At 63.3% G+C, this 16,002-nt stretch carries 20 protein-coding genes; 11 read left to right on the forward strand and 9 right to left on the reverse strand.

The window, feature by feature from the left end; all coding sequences use genetic code 11:
- From secF to ACFMBG_RS16020, 8 genes are all read left to right on the forward strand, one after another.
- Positions 1 to 969, forward strand: a complete 969-nt coding sequence (gene secF, locus ACFMBG_RS15985) for a protein translocase subunit SecF (RefSeq protein WP_421055692.1) — start codon at positions 1 to 3, stop codon at positions 967 to 969.
- Positions 962 to 1,714 (forward strand): TSUP family transporter, encoded by a 753-nt coding sequence (locus tag ACFMBG_RS15990; protein WP_421055693.1) that lies wholly within the window; start codon positions 962 to 964, stop codon positions 1,712 to 1,714. The genes secF and ACFMBG_RS15990 overlap by 8 nt, the downstream gene beginning before the upstream one ends.
- Before the next feature lie 11 nt (positions 1,715 to 1,725).
- Positions 1,726 to 2,079, forward strand: a complete 354-nt coding sequence (locus tag ACFMBG_RS15995; protein ID WP_421055694.1) for an Mth938-like domain-containing protein — start codon at positions 1,726 to 1,728, stop codon at positions 2,077 to 2,079.
- 87 nt (positions 2,080 to 2,166) lie between these two features.
- Positions 2,167 to 2,781 carry a heme ABC exporter ATP-binding protein CcmA gene (gene ccmA / locus ACFMBG_RS16000; RefSeq protein WP_421055695.1) on the forward strand — a complete coding sequence of 205 codons (615 nt, stop codon included), beginning with the start codon at positions 2,167 to 2,169 and terminating at the stop codon, positions 2,779 to 2,781.
- On the forward strand, positions 2,778 to 3,434 hold the full coding sequence (ccmB, locus tag ACFMBG_RS16005) for a heme exporter protein CcmB (protein WP_421055696.1): 657 nt from the start codon (positions 2,778 to 2,780) through the stop codon (positions 3,432 to 3,434). Before ccmA ends, ccmB begins: the two co-directional genes overlap by 4 nt.
- A gap of 56 nt (positions 3,435 to 3,490) precedes the next feature.
- Positions 3,491 to 4,222 (forward strand): heme ABC transporter permease, encoded by a 732-nt coding sequence (locus tag ACFMBG_RS16010; RefSeq protein ID WP_421055697.1) that lies wholly within the window; start codon positions 3,491 to 3,493, stop codon positions 4,220 to 4,222.
- Positions 4,222 to 4,377 carry a heme exporter protein CcmD gene (ccmD, locus tag ACFMBG_RS16015; RefSeq protein ID WP_421055698.1) on the forward strand — a complete coding sequence of 52 codons (156 nt, stop codon included), beginning with the start codon at positions 4,222 to 4,224 and terminating at the stop codon, positions 4,375 to 4,377. Before ACFMBG_RS16010 ends, ccmD begins: the two co-directional genes overlap by 1 nt.
- Positions 4,370 to 4,909 (forward strand): DsbE family thiol:disulfide interchange protein, encoded by a 540-nt coding sequence (locus ACFMBG_RS16020; RefSeq protein WP_421055699.1) that lies wholly within the window; start codon positions 4,370 to 4,372, stop codon positions 4,907 to 4,909. Before ccmD ends, ACFMBG_RS16020 begins: the two co-directional genes overlap by 8 nt.
- A 22-nt stretch (positions 4,910 to 4,931) precedes the next feature.
- On the opposite strand, the gene ACFMBG_RS16025 is transcribed toward ACFMBG_RS16020, so the two are convergent.
- The 3 genes from ACFMBG_RS16025 to ACFMBG_RS16035 all read right to left on the reverse strand — a co-directional run bounded on the left by ACFMBG_RS16025 (position 4,932) and on the right by ACFMBG_RS16035 (position 6,007).
- Positions 4,932 to 5,225 (reverse strand): putative quinol monooxygenase, encoded by a 294-nt coding sequence (locus ACFMBG_RS16025; protein ID WP_421055700.1) that lies wholly within the window; start codon positions 5,223 to 5,225, stop codon positions 4,932 to 4,934.
- Positions 5,226 to 5,297: 72 nt separating this feature from the next.
- On the reverse strand, positions 5,298 to 5,636 hold the full coding sequence (locus ACFMBG_RS16030; protein ID WP_421055701.1) for a DOPA 4,5-dioxygenase family protein: 339 nt from the start codon (positions 5,634 to 5,636) through the stop codon (positions 5,298 to 5,300).
- 86 nt (positions 5,637 to 5,722) lie between these two features.
- A complete protein-coding gene (locus ACFMBG_RS16035; RefSeq protein ID WP_421055702.1) occupies positions 5,723 to 6,007 on the reverse strand; it encodes a hypothetical protein in 285 nt (94 codons plus the stop codon).
- A 326-nt stretch (positions 6,008 to 6,333) separates the two neighbouring features.
- Here ACFMBG_RS16035 and ACFMBG_RS16040 point away from each other — a divergent pair, with 326 nt between their 5' ends.
- On the forward strand, positions 6,334 to 7,056 hold the full coding sequence (locus tag ACFMBG_RS16040; protein ID WP_421055703.1) for a substrate-binding periplasmic protein: 723 nt from the start codon (positions 6,334 to 6,336) through the stop codon (positions 7,054 to 7,056).
- 97 nt (positions 7,057 to 7,153) lie between these two features.
- Here ACFMBG_RS16040 and acnA read toward each other — a convergent pair whose 3' ends face one another.
- The gene (acnA, locus tag ACFMBG_RS16045; RefSeq protein WP_421055704.1) at positions 7,154 to 9,928 is read right to left on the reverse strand and encodes an aconitate hydratase AcnA; all 2,775 of its coding nucleotides are present in this window, start codon (positions 9,926 to 9,928) and stop codon (positions 7,154 to 7,156) included.
- 223 nt (positions 9,929 to 10,151) lie between these two features.
- Here acnA and ACFMBG_RS16050 point away from each other — a divergent pair, with 223 nt between their 5' ends.
- A complete protein-coding gene (locus ACFMBG_RS16050) occupies positions 10,152 to 10,853 on the forward strand; it encodes a DUF1223 domain-containing protein (protein ID WP_421055705.1) in 702 nt (233 codons plus the stop codon).
- Between the two features lie 40 nt (positions 10,854 to 10,893).
- On the opposite strand, the gene ACFMBG_RS16055 is transcribed toward ACFMBG_RS16050, so the two are convergent.
- The 4 genes from ACFMBG_RS16055 to purB all read right to left on the reverse strand — a co-directional run bounded on the left by ACFMBG_RS16055 (position 10,894) and on the right by purB (position 15,107).
- Positions 10,894 to 11,778, reverse strand: a complete 885-nt coding sequence (locus ACFMBG_RS16055) for a lysophospholipid acyltransferase family protein (protein ID WP_421055706.1) — start codon at positions 11,776 to 11,778, stop codon at positions 10,894 to 10,896.
- Between the two features lie 153 nt (positions 11,779 to 11,931).
- On the reverse strand, positions 11,932 to 13,038 hold the full coding sequence (locus ACFMBG_RS16060) for a flagellar motor switch protein FliG (protein ID WP_421055707.1): 1,107 nt from the start codon (positions 13,036 to 13,038) through the stop codon (positions 11,932 to 11,934).
- A 75-nt stretch (positions 13,039 to 13,113) separates the two neighbouring features.
- A complete protein-coding gene (locus tag ACFMBG_RS16065; protein WP_421055708.1) occupies positions 13,114 to 13,647 on the reverse strand; it encodes a tetratricopeptide repeat protein in 534 nt (177 codons plus the stop codon).
- A 155-nt stretch (positions 13,648 to 13,802) separates the two neighbouring features.
- The gene (gene purB, locus ACFMBG_RS16070; RefSeq protein WP_421055709.1) at positions 13,803 to 15,107 is read right to left on the reverse strand and encodes an adenylosuccinate lyase; all 1,305 of its coding nucleotides are present in this window, start codon (positions 15,105 to 15,107) and stop codon (positions 13,803 to 13,805) included.
- Positions 15,108 to 15,193: 86 nt separating this feature from the next.
- Here purB and ACFMBG_RS16075 point away from each other — a divergent pair, with 86 nt between their 5' ends.
- A complete protein-coding gene (locus tag ACFMBG_RS16075; protein ID WP_421055710.1) occupies positions 15,194 to 15,541 on the forward strand; it encodes a hypothetical protein in 348 nt (115 codons plus the stop codon).
- A 15-nt stretch (positions 15,542 to 15,556) separates the two neighbouring features.
- On the opposite strand, the gene ACFMBG_RS16080 is transcribed toward ACFMBG_RS16075, so the two are convergent.
- Positions 15,557 to 15,814, reverse strand: coding sequence for a DUF6455 family protein (locus ACFMBG_RS16080; protein WP_421055711.1), 258 nt, complete (start codon positions 15,812 to 15,814; stop codon positions 15,557 to 15,559).
- Positions 15,815 to 16,002: the final 188 nt, after the last annotated feature.

The raw sequence follows: 16,002 nt of genomic DNA on the forward strand, positions 1-16,002 counted from the left end.
ATGCGGCTGAGACTTGTTCCCCAGGAAACCTCTTTCGATTTCTTCAAGCGCGCCAAGCTGTGGCTGGGCATCTCCGCGCTGATGATGGTGGTGGGCTTTGCCTCCTTCATGTGGCAGGGGCTGAACTTCGGCATCGACTTCCGCGGCGGCACCACAATCCGGACCGAGGCCACCGAGGCCGTGGATGTGGGCGCTTACCGTGATGCGCTGGCGGTGCATGAGCTGGGCGATGTGTCGATCACCGAGGTGTTCGACCCGGCCTTCGAGGAGGACCAGCACGTCGCCATGATCCGTATCCAGGCGCAGGATGACGGCGAGGCGATTTCGGGCGAGATGATCGAAACGCTCAAGGCCTCGCTGGATGCGGTGGCGCCGGGCATCAAGTTTGTCTCGGTCGAATCCGTTGGCCCCAAGGTCTCGGGCGAGCTGATCCAGACCGCGGTGATTGCCGTCGTGCTCGCCATCGCGGCGGTGCTGGTCTACATCTGGCTGCGGTTCGAGTGGCAGTTCGCGCTCGGCGCGGTGGCGGCGCTGGTGCATGACGTGGTGCTGACTATCGGCGTCTTCTCGGAGCTGCAGATCAAGTTCGACCTGGCGATCATCGCGGCGCTGCTGACCATCGTCGGCTATTCGCTGAACGATACTGTGGTTGTGTTTGACCGGGTGCGCGAGAATCTGCGCCGCTACAAGAAGAAGGACCTGGCCGAGGTTCTGAACATCTCGATCAACGAAACCCTCAGCCGGACGATGATGACCTCTGTCACCACGCTGCTGGCGCTGATCTCGCTTTATGTGCTGGGCGGCGATGTGATCCGCGGCTTTGTGTTTGCGATGATCTGGGGTGTTGTGGTCGGGACCTATTCGTCCGTGTTCGTTGCTTCCACCATCCTCTTGAAGCTGGGGGTGAAGCGCGACTGGTCGAAGCCGGACAACACCGCGGGCAACCAGTTTGCCAACATTGATGCTTGAGGCCTTTCAGGCAGCCCTGCAGACGCCGGGGCTGTTCTGGCTGCTGGTCACCATCGGAGCCGCGGGCCTTGTCCGCGGCTTCACTGGTTTTGGCACCGCGATGATCTTTGTCCCCGTGGGGGCGCAGTTCCTGCCGTCGGCGGATGTGGTGTTCCTGATGGTGCTGATGGGGGTGTTTTCCACCATCACCCTGTTCCCGCAGGCCTGGAGCAACGCGGACAGGGCAGAAGTCGGGGCATTGTCCATGGCCGCCGCGGTGACTGTACCGGTGGGTCTGTGGATCATGTCGCAGATGGATCCGCTGACCCTGCGCTGGCTGGCCGCCGGAGTGATTGGGTTAACGCTGGCCGCGGTGGTGTCCGGCTGGCGCTGGCAGGGAAGGCTGGGCTGGCCGGGGCGGTTTGCCATCGGCGGCGCGGCAGGCATCGTTGGCGGCATGACCGGGCTGACGGGGCCGGTGATCATTGTCTTCTACCTGGCCAACGTGCGCGACGTGGCGCGGGTCAGGGCCAATACCATAGTGTTTCTGGCGGCGCTCGATGTGGTGATCGCGGTCAACCTGATCTTTGGCGGCATGGCCAGCCTCAAGGCATTCATTCTGGCCGCGCTGTTGGGCGTGCCTTATGTGATCACCACGCTCACCGGCAAGGCGCTGTTTGATCCCAAACTGGAGAAGCTTTACCGCTTCGCCTCCTATTCCGTGATCGCGCTGGCCGTGTTATCCAGCCTCCCGGTATTTGACTGAAAGGACCCCAGATGCGCCTGAACGAAGTGAGCTATTCCGACGCGCAGCCGGTTGACGGCTATGGCGAAGGGTTCTTCCGGATTGGCGGGCAGGTGCATCAGGGCGCGGTGCTGACCTCGGCGGGTGGCACTGCGCCCTGGGGCGGCATGACCGACGCCGACCCGCTGCTGGCGCTGGCCGGGGAGATTGACGTGCTGTTCATCGGCACCGGGCCTGAGATCGCCCATATCCCGGCAGAACTGCGCAAGGCGCTGGAGGAGGCCGGGCTGGGGGTGGAAACCATGAACTCGCCCGCGGCGTGCCGCACCTACAATGTGCTCCTGTCCGAGGGGCGCCGGATTGCCCTGGCGGCGCTGCCGGTCTGATTTCCTGGAATTCATTTGACCTGCCGCAAAGCGGGCATTTCGAAAACAGGCTTTTCATGCGCCGTAGCAAGGGGATAAGCGGGCTTCATGACATTAACTGTGACGGATCTGAGTGTGGCCCGCGGTGGCATCCCGGTGCTGGAGGGGCTGAGCTTTATGCTGGAGTCCGGCAAGGCGCTGATCCTGCGCGGCCCCAACGGCATCGGCAAGACCACGCTGCTGCGCACCGTTGCAGGCCTGCAGCCGCCGCTGAAGGGGCAGGTTGAGGGCGCCGAGGACCAGATCGCCTATGCCGCCCATTCCGACGGGCTGAAGCCGACGCTGACGGTGGCGGAAAACCTGACCTTCTGGGCCAGTGTGTTTGGCCGTAACGGGATTGAACGGGCGCTGGACGGGTTCGATCTTCAAACTCTGCGCGACCGTCAGGCGGGGGCACTTTCGGCGGGACAGAAACGCCGTCTGGGCCTGAGCCGGATGCTGGTGACCGGCCGCCCGGTCTGGATTATGGATGAGCCGACGGTGAGCCTCGACAAGACCTCGGTCGCGATGTTTGCAAACGCGGTGCGGGCGCATCTGGGGCAGGGCGGCTCGGCGCTGATCGCCACCCACATCGACCTGGGTCTGGAGGCCGAGGTGCTGGATGTCGGCCCTTACAAGGCCAAGCCGCCTGAGGTCGACGATTTCGACGGAGGCTTCCTGTGATTGCGCTTCTTCTGCGGGATCTGAAGCTCGCCTTCCGCGCGGGCGGGGGTTTTGGCCTGGGCCTTGCGTTCTTCCTGATCGTGACCGTGATGGTGCCGTTTTCCGTCGGTCCGCAGTCCGAGCTGCTGTCGCGGATCGCGCCCGGGGTGCTGTGGCTGGGGGCATTGCTGGCGTGCCTGCTGTCGCTCGACCGGCTGCTGGCGCTGGATTGGGAGGATGGCTCGCTTGACTTGCTGGCCACTGCGCCGCTGCCCTTGGAGAGCACCGTGACCATCAAAGCGCTGGCGCATTGGATCACCACCGGGCTGCCGCTGGTGATGGCCGCGCCGGCGCTGGGGGTGCTGCTGAACCTGCCGGTGGCCGGTTTCCAGTGGCTGGTGATCTCGCTGCTGCTGGGGACCCCTGCGCTGTCTGTTATCGGCACCTTTGGCGCGGCGCTGACCGTGGGGCTGAAGCGCGGTGGCCTCTTGATGTCGCTTCTGGTGATGCCGCTTTATGTGCCGACGCTGATCTTCGGCTCGGAGGTGGCCCGCCGCGGTGCCGAGGGCATGGCGGTGCAGACGCCGCTGTTGCTGCTGGCCGGGATCTCCGCCGCCTCCATCGCCCTTCTGCCCTTTGCCAGCGCCGCCGTCCTGCGCGTCAATTTGCGCTAGGATGTTTGCCGTGACCAAGAATTGAGAAATCCGGAAGCAGGACTTAAATAGCCACCATGTCGATCTGGGAATACGCCAATCCGAAAAAGTTCCTGGCCACCACCGAAAAGGTGATGCCGGTCTTGTGGGTCAGCTCTGCGGTGCTGATCACCGTGGGGCTGGTCTGGGGCTTTTTCTTCACGCCTGATGACTTCCGTCAGGGCTCCACCGTCAAGATCATCTTCCTGCATGTGCCCTCGGCGCTGATGGCAATCAACGCCTGGTTCATGATGCTGGTGACGTCGCTGGTCTGGGTGATCCGCCGCCACCATGTGAGTGCATTGGCAGCCCGGGCCGCGGCGCCTGTGGGCGTGGTGATGACCGTGATTGCACTGGTGACCGGGGCGATCTGGGGCCAGCCGATGTGGGGCACCTGGTGGGCCTGGGACCCGCGGCTGACGTCCTTCCTCGTGCTGTTCCTGTTCTACCTCGGCTACATCGCCCTGTGGGAAGCAATCGACAATCCGGACACCGCGGCGGACCTGACCTCCATCCTGTGCCTGGTCGGCTCGGTCTTTGCCGTGCTCAGCCGCTATGCGGTGAACTTCTGGAACCAGGGGCTGCACCAGGGGGCGTCGCTTTCGCTGGATGAGAAGGAAAACGTGCATGACGCGTTTTCCAGCCCGCTATACGTCTGCATGGCGGGATTTGTGCTGCTCTTCATCGCGCTGGTGCTCTACCGCACCGGCACTGAAATCCGCGCCCGCCGTATCAAGGCGTTGATGGCGCGCGAACGGCTGGAGGCCTGATGCCCGATCTTGGAAAATACGCCGACACGGTGCTGTCGGCCTATGCCGCCTCGCTGATCCTGCTGGTGGCGCTGGTGGTGCTGACGATCTGGCGCGGCCGCAAGGTGCGCCGGGAAATGGAATCCCTGGAAGGCCGGGTGAAGCGCAATGGCTAAGATCTCTCCGCTGATGGCGGTTCCTGGTGTGGTGTTTGCAGCCTTTGTCGGCCTGGCGCTGGTGGGGATGTTCCGCGAAGACCCGGACAGCCTGCCGTCCGCGCGCGAAGGCCAGCCCGCGCCGCCGGTGGTCTTGGACGAGTTTCCCGGCAAGGAGATGTTCAGCGACGAAACCCTGCGCGATGGCAGCGTGAAGCTGGTGAACTATTGGGCGAGCTGGTGCGCGCCCTGCCGGGCGGAGCATCCGAACCTGGAGGCGCTGTCCAAGGAGGGCATCCCGGTTTACGGCGTCAATTACAAGGACCAGCTGGCCAATGCCGAGGCCTTCCTGAACGAACTGGGCGACCCTTATACGGCCATCGGCCGAGACGAGAAGGGCCGGATGGCCATCGACTGGGGGCTGTACGGCGTGCCGGAGACCTATGTCGTGGATGGAGAAGGCAAGATCGTGCTGCGCTTTGCCGGGCCGATCACCCAGCGGGTGATTGAAAAAACCCTGCGTCCGGCGATGGAAAAGGCAGCAGGCCAGTAACCGGGCAGCCAGCGCTGCCCGGTTACTGCGGTGTTCCGAGGGTGAAGCTTTTGAAGTCAGGTTCCGATGCCAGCAGCTTGTGGAGCTGTTCAAAGTCCGCCTGCTTGGAGCGCCAGATCAGATAGTCGCTGAAGGCCTCGGCGTCTTGCCAGCGCTGGAAAATGGCTATCTCGTCCCGGTCCGGGGCAAGCAGGGTGTCGGCTTGCAGGCATCCCGGGTAATCCCGGACCTGTGCCACCATCTGTTTCACCAGAACCGCCAGCCGGCTGTATTGTCCCGGCAAAGGCTGCAGCTGAATAATTACCGCTTCGGTCAATGAAAGCTCCGCGTGTCAAAGGGGCAGCGGTCCTGTCAGCTGCCCGCAAGTTTTAGCTGGAGGCGCCGCATATCAGCCGAAAATGCTGAGATCCAGGGCCAGGCCGGTCCCCAGCCAGATTCCGTGATCGCGATGGTCCGCCAGGGCGTCGCCGGTCTCCGGATGAGAAAAAACGATCAACCGCTGCCGGTTCAGCGCAAGCCACGGCAGCAGCTTTGCGAACTGCTCCGGGGTAGCCGCCAGCTGGCAGGACCATTTGGGATGCGGGCCTACGTTTTTCTCGTGCACCCGGCCCATCTGGACGCTGAACTGCTCTGCGGCCTGCTGGCAGAGGGTTCGGGCCTGTTCGACGGTGGTCTCATCGAAATAGACATGGGCGTGGTAGCCGGTGATGCTATTGGTCTGTTTCATGGTTCCACTATCGCCGCCTACGGGTCTGCAGCGCAATCAGCCGTTTGCGAACAGTCTTTGTGCGGCCCGCGCTGGACCTGTGCGGGTCAGGGTACCAAATAGGCAAGGAAGTCCTGTTCGCGCCGCATGGTGGCACTGCGGGCGTACAGGTCGCCGCATTCGGCGCACCATGTCAGGTAGCGTGCCAGGTGGTCGTTTGTTTCCCAGAAATGGATAACGGCAATTTCGCAGCGGCCGCGGCCGGTGCCGGCGCAGGATTCGGTGCAGCCGGGAAGGCACCCGGTGTCCCTAAGCGTCGTCAGAACCGCTGCAGCGTGATTTTCAAAGGTGTCCGCATCCCGGCAGAAAACGGCAATTGCGGCATCTTTCATGGTTTCGCGTCCGGCCTCTGAATGCGCCCAGAAAGGAAAAGATCTATGTGGCATACATATTTAGACCGTGTTTGGGCCAGTGCAGCCGCTAACACTGCGGAGGCTGTACACTTATAGTTTTGCTGGGCGTGCACTGACCTGCCATAGCGGGATTTCTTGCAGAGGCTTTCAATCAGCCGCGGAATAATGCAAGATCCTGAATGTGAGCAGTTAAGGAGTTTGGCGGGGCCGCGTGCGGGTCGTGCACGTTATCCGGAAAAGAAATGAAAGTGGTTGATCTGGCAGGCATTTTCAAGTCAGGCCTGAGCTGCGCGGCGGCTGCCTGTATGTTTGCCGCAGCTGCACGGGCTGAAACTGTTCTGACCTTTTGCTATGATCCCTATCCGCCCTATACGCTGGGAACCGGCGGCGTCCCGTCCAGCGGGTTGAAAGTGCATCTGCTGGAGGCGGTGGTAAGCCGGATCGACGGCCTCGACGCTGTTACCGTGCTGCTGCCCTGGCAGCGGTGCCTGTCCCAAGCAAAAACAGGGGAGGCGGACGGCATCCTGCCACTGTTCAAGTCTCCTGAGCGGGAGGCTTTTTTAGCTTTTACTGAGGCCACTTTCCAGCAGACGAACACCTTCTGGTACAACCGGGACCGCTTTCCGGACGGGCTGGAATGGGGCGAGGGATATGCCGGTGTGTCCCACCTCAGGCTGGGGATGGTGAATGGCAGAATCATTGACGGGGAGATGGAAGCGGCGTTCCGGTCCCACAACCGGATTGTCCGCGGCGGCGATGCGGCCGGATTGATGGAAATGCTGCTGTTCGACCAGCTGGACCTGATTGCAATGGACGATGCCGTGGGGCGCTACTACGTTGGCCTGAATGGCTGGATGGACCGGATAGTCTCTGCCGAGACGCCGATATCCAGCAGGTATTCCCATTTCGGCCTGTCCCGGGCCAGCGGCGCGGATGCATATGTGGAAGAGTTCGACCGGGTGATCGCTGAGCTGCGGGCCGAAGGAATGATCAACTGGATCCTGCACAGCCTCGATTACACCCAATAGCCGGGACCGGGCAGGCGGCAGGCCGGGCTCTGGCACATCAGGGAAAGCGAAAAGGGCGCCCGTTGGGGCGCCCTTGGTGTTCTTGCGGCGGCTGGCGTTACGATTTGGCCAGGTTGCGCAGCACGTAGTGCAGCACGCCGCCGTGTTCGATGTATTCGATCTCCGGTGCGGTATCGATACGGCACTTGAGCGTGATGGTCTTGGTGGAGCCATCGGCAAAGGTGATATCGCAGGGCACTTCCTGCAGCGGCTGGATGCTGTCCAGGCCGCTGATCGAGACGGTTTCCTCGCCGGTGAGGCCCAGCGTCTTGCGGGTGTCGCCGCCGGTGAACTCGAACGGGATCACCCCCATGCCCACCAGGTTGGAGCGGTGAATCCGCTCGAAGGACTCGGCGATCACCGCCTTGACGCCCAGCAGTGCGGTGCCCTTGGCCGCCCAGTCGCGGGAGGAGCCGGCGCCGTACTGCTCGCCGCCGAACACCACCAGCGGGGTGCCGTTTGCCTGATGCGCCATCGAGGCCTCGTAGATCGAGGTCTGCTTGCCGTCGGGGCCTTTGGTATAGCCGCCCTCGACGCCGTCCAGCATCTCGTTCTTGATGCGGATGTTGGCAAAGGTGCCGCGCATCATGATCTCGTGGTTGCCGCGGCGGGAGCCGTAGGAGTTGAACTCGCGCGGCTGCACCTGGCGCTCCAGCAGGTACTGGCCTGCAGGCGTGGTGGTGGCAAAGGAGCCCGCGGGCGAGATATGGTCGGTTGTCACCATGTCACCCAGAACCGCCAGAACCTTTGCATTCTCGATATTCGAGATGGTGCCCGGCTCGGGGCCCATGTCCTGGAAGTAGGGCGGGTTCTGGATGTAGGTGGAGGTTGCGGGCCAGTCGTAGGTTTCCGCGTCGGTGGTCTCCACCGCCTGCCACTTTTCGTCGCCCTTGAAGACATCGGCGTATTTCGACTGGAACGCCTCGCGGGTCACGGTCTGCTCGACCAGATCGGCGATTTCCTTCTGGCTCGGCCAGAGGTCCTTGAGGAAGACGTCCTTGCCGTCCTGGTCCTGTCCCAGCGGTGCGGTGGTGATGTCGATGTTCATGTCACCGGCCAGCGCATAGGCCACCACCAGCGGCGGCGAGGCCAGGTAGTTGGCGCGCACATCGGGGGAAATGCGGCCTTCGAAGTTGCGGTTGCCCGACAGCACCGACACGCCGATCAGGTCATTGTCGTTGATGCACTTGGAGATTTCCTCGGCCAGCGGGCCGGAGTTGCCGATGCAGGTGGTGCAGCCGTAGCCCACCAGGTTGAAGCCGATGGCGTCCAGGTGCTCCTGCAGGCCGGCGGCCTCCAGATACTCCGACACAACCTGCGAGCCCGGCGCCAGCGAGGTCTTGACCCACGGCTTGCGGGTGAGGCCGCGCTCATGCGCCTTCTTCGCAACCAGCCCCGCGCCGATCATCACATAGGGGTTCGAGGTGTTGGTGCAGGAGGTGATCGAGGCGATCACGATGGAGCCGTCGTGCAGCTGGTATTTGTGATCGTCCGTGGTCACGAAACCGGACTTGTGGTGCCCCTTGTTGCCTGGGATGTCCTGCGGTTCGGGCTGGCCGCCCTCGGCCTCCCAGCGGCCTTCGGCACGTTCGCTGGCGTCCTTGGCGCTGCGCTGGCCCTCGACATAGTCGTGGAAGGTGGTAGCCGCCTTGTCCAGCGCGATGTAGTCCTGCGGCCGTTTCGGACCGGAGATCGCAGGCACGATGGTGCCCATGTCCAGATGCAGCGTATCGGTATAGACCGGGTTGTAGCTCTCGTCGCGCCAGAAGCCGTTTTCCTTGGCATAGGCCTCGACCAGCGCGATGCGGTCCTTGTCGCGCCCGGTGTTGCGCAGGTAGCGGAGGGTTTCATCGTCAATCGGGAAGAAGCCGCAGGTGGCGCCGTATTCGGGGGCCATGTTGGCGATGGTGGCACGGTCTGCCAGCGGCAGGCGGTCCAGGCCTTCGCCGTAGAATTCGACAAACTTGCCGACCACGCCCTTGGCGCGCAGCATCTCCACCACTTTCAGCACCAGGTCGGTGCCGGTGGTGCCTTCGGTCATTTCGCCGGTGAGCTCAAAGCCGACAACCTCGGGGATCAGCATGGAGATCGGCTGGCCCAGCATCGCGGCTTCGGCCTCGATGCCGCCAACGCCCCAGCCCAGAACAGCGGCGCCGTTCACCATGGTGGTGTGGCTGTCGGTACCGACCAGCGTGTCGGGATAGGCGACTTCCTCGCCGTTCTGGTCCACGTCGGTCCAGACGGTCTGCGCCAGGTATTCCAGGTTCACCTGGTGGCAGATGCCGGTGCCCGGCGGCACCACGCGGAAGTTGTTGAACGCGTTCTGGCCCCACTTCAGGAACTGGTAGCGCTCCATGTTGCGCTCATACTCGCGATCAACGTTCATCTGGAACGCGCGCGGGTTGCCGAACTCGTCGATCATCACCGAGTGGTCGATGACCAGATCCACCGGCACCAGCGGGTTGATCTTGGCCGCCGAACCCTTGAGGCCGACGATGCCGTCGCGCATGGCCGCGAGGTCAACCACGGCGGGAACGCCGGTGAAGTCCTGCATCAGAACACGGGCCGGGCGGTAGGCGATCTCACGCGGGTTCTTGCCGCCCTTTTCGGCCCATTCGCCAAATGCCTTGATGTCATCGGTGGAGACCGAAAAGCCGCCATCCTCGAAGCGCAGCATGTTTTCCAGCACCACTTTCAGCGCCGCGGGCAGCTTGGTGAAGTCGCCAAAGCCTGCTTCGGTGGCTGCGGGAATGGAGTAGTAGGAAATCGATTTGCCGTTCACGCTGAGTGTGCGGCGTGCGCTGGCATTGTCCTGTCCGACGGTGATAGGCATGTCTGGCCTCCCTCAAGAAATTGAAACTTGGGAATTCGCTGACTGTTACATGCATGACGAAGGTTTGCCATTCAATAGTTCAATCGCCGCAGGAGCGATTTTTGTATGCGATTGTACACAGTATTTGCTGCGCAGGCGGCTCCGGGCGCCTCAAAAATGATTGATTGGCCTATCTTGCGGCACATCTTTAGACCAGAGGGCTAAGAAACAGAGAAGGCGATTCATGAGATTTCTGGCGTCAATGCTGGCGGTTCTGGTTCTGGCTCTGCCGGTTCATGGGCAATCCGCAGCGGAACCCGTGGTGGTGGAGCTTTACACGTCGCAGGGCTGCTCGTCCTGCCCGCCGGCCGATGCGCTGCTGCACGAACTGGCCGCCCGCGACGATGTGCTGCCGCTGGCGCTGCATGTGGACTACTGGGATTACATCGGCTGGAAGGACAAGTTCGCAAGGCGGGAGCACACCCGGCGGCAGAAGGGCTATGCCCGCGCTGGCGGGCGCCGGATGATTTATACGCCGCAGATGATCATCATGGGCCAGGAGGACGTGGTCGGGGCCGATGCCATGCAAGTGGAAGGCGCCATCCAGAAGTACCGCAAACAGCCGCGCCCGGTGTCGCTGAAGCTGCGGCGGCATGGCGGCCAGCTGGTGATCCGTCTGCAGCCGCAGGGGGAAATGCCGGACTCCCGCCTGCTGGTGCAGCTTGTGCGGTTCACACCGGAACGCACCGTCAGCATTACCCGCGGCGAACTGGCGGGGAAAACCTTTACCTATGCCAATGTGGTGGAGGACTGGCAGGTGGCGGCAGAATGGGACGGCGCGGAGACGCTTGAACTGACGGTGCCGCTGACCGGCAGCCAGCCCGCTGCAGTGCTGGTGCAGGAGGCGCCGTTCGGACCGGTCATCGCTGCCGCGCGGGCTGATTGAGCCCAGGTCAGGCGGCCCGCCGGGGCTTGGCGGCGGCCGGTCAGGTTTTCCAGCGGCGGTGGATCCAGAACCACTGGCCGGTGTGCTTGCGCACGATGGATTCCAGATCGGCTGTGAGCGCCTTGGTCATCGTCAGCGGATCCGAATGGGGGACTTCGGCGTTCATGATGATCTCGAAATCCAGGCCGTTTTCCTGGCGCACAGCGTAAACCGGAATCAGCGCGGCGCCGAATTTCAGCGCAAGTTCTGCAGGCACTGTCGAGGTGACCGCAGGTTTGCCGAAAAAGTCGATCGGCTCGCCGCCCTGGGCATAGAGGTCGGTGACGATGGCAGCAATGCCGCCCTTCTTCAGATGCCGCACAAGTTCGACCATGCCGCGCTTGCCCTGTTCGAACATCGGTTCGCCGGTGTGCTTCATGGCGGCGACATAGTGCTCGTTGAAATAGGGGTTGGCCATCCGCCGGTACAGCGCGCCCATCTCGTGGCCGCGGGCGATCAGCGCAGCGCGGGCGGCGTCGTAGTTGCCGAAATGCGCGGTGGCCAGCAGCACCGGCCGCCCGGCTGCGCGGGCGTTCTCCAGCGCTTCCAGTCCGGGGCCGGTGATGGGCGCCGCTTTGGCCTTCTCATAAAATGCATGGCCATCGTAAAGCTCGGCGATCATCCGGCCGGCGTTGTTGCTGACATCCCGGTAGAGCTGGTCCGGATCCAGGCCGGAGAGCTCCGGGCTGACCAGTTTCAGGTTGTTGCGGACCCGCTTGTCGAAGCCCGCCAGCCGCCCCATGGCGGTGACCAGGCGGCCCATCATCGGCACCCGCAGCCGGTAGGGGATCAGCCCGGCGCCCAGCAGCAGCCCGCGCAGAAACAGGTTGCTGCCAAAATATTTGACATGGCTCCAGGTGGAGAGCTCGGAAGGGTCTACGGGCATGGCATCTGGATGGCTGCGGCGCGAAAATGCGGCTGGAAGCCCGCATCATACGCAGCCGCGCCGGCGGGCACAAGCAGGTCGCATGCGGCATCCGCCGGTCTGGCCCGAGAGGGTGCCGCTGGCGCTTTGCGCGCCGGTTTCCGGCGGGCGGGCTTAGCCGCCGCCGTCGTCCTCTTCCTCGGATTTCAGTTCGATCTCGCCAGATGCGACCAGGTCGCGCATCGCCGAAATGATCATGCTGAACGCCGCTTCGCCGTCGCTGCGCTTGACCTTGCCGCGCTCCGCCACTTCCTCGCGGATATTGTCGGCCATCCGGCTCGACATGTTCTTCAGCAGGAACTCGTTGGTGGCAACGTCCTCCTCGTCCGAGGCGAATGCCATGGCGGTGACCAGGTCTGGCTGCGACAGGACCCGCATCAGCTTGGGCACATCGATGGGCTGCATCCGCTCGCCGATCAGCGCATAGGTGAAGATGGCCTTGCGCACCTTGATGGCGAATTCCTCGTCCTCTTCGTCCAGCGCGGTCAGCACCTCGTCGCGCTTGGCGGCCGCGGCTTCGGTCAGGATGCCGCCCAGCCGCTGGCCGGGGGTGTCGTCGAAGGCGAGTTCCGGCCGCGCCTCAACCTGTGCGGCCAGCGAGAGGCCGATCCGGTCGACGGTTTCTGGTGTCACCTTGGCAGTCTGGCTGACCGCATAGGTGATGCGGCGGGCAATCGGGCCCGGCAGGTGCACCAGCATCTGCGCCGCCTTGGCGGTGTCCAGCTTGGACAGCAGAACCGCGGCCACCTCGGTGCTCTCGGCCTCAGCCAGCGATGCCAGATCTTCCGGCGGCAGCTGCTTCAGCCGTTCCCAGGGGTCGCCGAACTGGCGCACGCCGGCCTCCTTGCGCAGGCGGCTGTGGGTGTAGCGGCTGATCTTGCCTTCCATCGCGTTCAAGGCGCCGGCCAATCCGTTGGGGAAATGCAGGCCGACATTGTCCAGCAGGTCGGCAAATTCACCGGCCACCGCATTCAAGGTGTCGCGGTCGACAATCCGCATCCTGCCCATCTGCTGGGTCAGTTCCAGCTGCAGGTCATCCGGCAGTTCCTCCAGCGGGATTTCGGCGCCTTCGTTCAGCAGCAGACGGACGATGATCGCGGCCTTGGCCTTGCCGCTCAGGCCGCTGCTGTTCCCGGCACCCATCGGCGCCGGGGCGGATAACCCGCCCAGATCCGGGCCGCCAGTTGCCATTGGAAGCGCCAGCATGTTGTCTTGAGGCATTCTCGCACCCTACCAAAGATTCTTCTCGATCATGGAGGGCAGGATAGGCCGCAAGCCGTAAAAAAAGGCTGAAGCCTAGTAGCTGTAGGACGCCCCTGTTTCCAGTGCGCTGCGCAGCGATGCTTCGGCCCATGTGCCGTCGCCGCCCCGTGCCTTGATCTCTTTCCACTGTACCAGGGCAGCGTCGTAATTTCCCTGTTCCACAAGGCCTTGGCCCATATACGAACGGGCAAGGATATTATCCGGATCGCGTGCAAGCGCCTGATCGTAATAGTCCTGCGCCAGTTCCAAATTGCCCAGTTTGCGGTGGGTGAAGCCCCAGTAGGTCAGCACCAGGGAATCCTGCTGATCCGCCATCGCGCTGAGTACCGCCTGGGCATCCTCCTGGCGCCCTGCATAGGCCAGCTCGCGGGCTGCGCCCAGCAGCTGCTCCTGGTTCAGCGAGGATTTCCGCGGCCGCACACAGCGCTTTTTCTCGTCATCCCAGACCCGCTTGCCCTTGCAGGTCTTGGTGGTCTCGGAGGGTTTCGGCGGGTTCCAGTCGTTGCCGCTGGCGGCAATGGCGGCAACCGGAAGGGTCAGGGCGGCGGCCAAGGCAAGAAAACGCATATCGGAAACTCCAGACGCAGAATGTTTTGCCCACTCTAACCCCGGAACCCCGGTCTGGATCTGTATTTTTGTTCACAAAGGCGTTTGGCCGGCAGGAAAACGAAAAACGCCCCGCCGGAGCGGCGGGGCGTCGAAAGCGTCATGCAGGGGCAGGCTTACTCGCCGAACACGCGTTTGAAGATCGTGTCGACATGCTTGGTGTGATAGCCCATGTCGAATTTCTCGTTGATCGCCTCTTCGCCCAGGGCGGCAACAACGTCCGCGTCGGCCAGCAGCAGTTCGCGGAAATCGACGCGCTCTTCCCAGACCTTCAGGGCGTTGCGCTGCACCATGGCATAGGCGTCCTCGCGGCTGACGCCCGCCTGGGTCAGCGCCAGCAGCACCCGCTGCGACATCACCAGGCCGGGGAATTTGTTCATGTTCTCCAGCATGTTCTCCGGGAACACCAGCATCTTGTCGACGACGCCCGCCAGACGGTGCAGGGCGAAATCGAGGGTGACGGTAGCATCCGGGCCGATGCCGCGCTCGACGGAGGAGTGCGAAATATCACGCTCATGCCACAGCGCCACGTTCTCCATCGCCGGGATCACTGCCATGCGCACCAGGCGCGCAAGGCCGGTGAGGTTCTCGGTCAGCACCGGGTTCTTCTTGTGCGGCATCGCCGAGGAGCCCTTCTGGCCCATCGAGAAGAATTCCGCGCCTTCCAGCACTTCGGTGCGCTGCATGTGGCGGATTTCCACCGCGATGTTCTCGATCGAGGAGGCAATCACGCCCAGAGTGGCAAAGAACATCGCGTGGCGGTCGCGCGGGATCACCTGGGTGGAGATCGGCTCGGGGCGCAGGCCCAGCTGCTCGCAGACGTGCTCTTCAACCGCCGGGTCGATGTTGGCGAAGGTGCCGACTGCGCCGGAGATCGCGCCGGTGGCCACTTCCCAGCGGGCCTTTTCCAGGCGGTTCTTGTTGCGGTCCATCTCGGCATAGAAACGGGCAAATGTCAGGCCCATGGTGGTGGGCTCGGCGTGGATGCCGTGGGAGCGGCCAACGCGCACGGTGTTCTTGTGCTCCAGCGCGCGTTTCTTCAGGGCGGTCAGCACCTTGTCCATGCCGTCCAGCAGGATGTCGGCGGCGCGCACCAGCTGCACGTTCAGGCAGGTGTCCAGAACGTCCGACGAGGTCATGCCCTGATGCACGAAGCGGGCTTCTTCGGAGCCGACATGCTCCGCCAGGTGGGTCAGGAAGGCGATCACGTCATGCTTGGTGACGGCTTCGATTTCGTCGATGCGGGCAACGTCGAATTCCACATCCTTGGCTTTCCACACTGCGTCGGCGTTCTCGCGCGGGATCACGCCGAGGTTGGCCATGGCTTCGCAGGCATGCGCCTCGATCTCGTACCAGATCTTGAACTTGGTCTCGGGCGACCAGATTGCGACCATCTCGGGGCGGGAATAGCGGGGGATCATGGGCGAAAGCACCTTTATGTGATTGTGCAGCAGATGCCCGGCCTCTTAGATCAGGAGAGGCAGGACAGCAAGGCTGGGAGGGGAGCATGAGGCAGTTTGCCCTGATGATTGCGGTATCATGCGCGGTTGCGCCGGTTTGGGCGGCAGAATGGCGGGTGCTGACAGGGGATGAAGTGCAAGCGGCGCTGGAGGGGCGCAGGCTCGTCTACGGCAACGGTGCCTGGCAGGAGTTCAATGTCTCGGGCCGCACGCTTTATAATGCGGGCCATGACAGCTGGGGCTATTGGGGCGTTCGGGATGGTAAATACTGCTCCACCTGGCCGCCCTCGGACCTGTGGGCCTGCTACACACTGGAAAGCAACGGCGAGGCGCTGCGCTTTACCGGCGAAGGCGGGGACGTCTCCACGGGGCGTTACGGTAGCCCCCAAGACTAGGCGGGCAGGAGCGGATCAGCTCTCGCGCATATGCGCCAGCAGCCGGGCATTGCGGCAATAGGAGGGCGCCTCGGTGAGTTCAGTCACCTCTTTCTGCAAGTCACTGCAGCCCTGCTGATTGCGGCACGTGCTGCAGCGCAGGACCGCGCGCATGTACTTCTGGCCCTGTGCCTGCGGATCTGAGGCTACGATCTCGCCATAGTCTACGCCGAGTCGGCTGGCCATGCCCTGCACCAGATCGCTGCTGCGCCCGAGTTTTGCAAAAAGTCCCATGTGTCTCCTCCCAAGTCCGGCAGGGTGCACGGACCTTGCCGCGATGGTGGAGGCGGACCATTTCGGCTGCTTTGATCTGGCTCAAGTCCGCATAAGTCCTGTAGCGCAAGAAACGGCGGTCTCCCGCCTGCGTTGCGGCCTTCCGGGGAAGGCCTGACGCAGTTGGGCCCGGCGCCGCGCGAAGCGCG

Origin of the sequence: Leisingera coralii (assembly GCF_049056525.1) — a bacterium.
Classification (GTDB): Bacteria; Pseudomonadota; Alphaproteobacteria; order Rhodobacterales; family Rhodobacteraceae; genus Leisingera; species Leisingera coralii.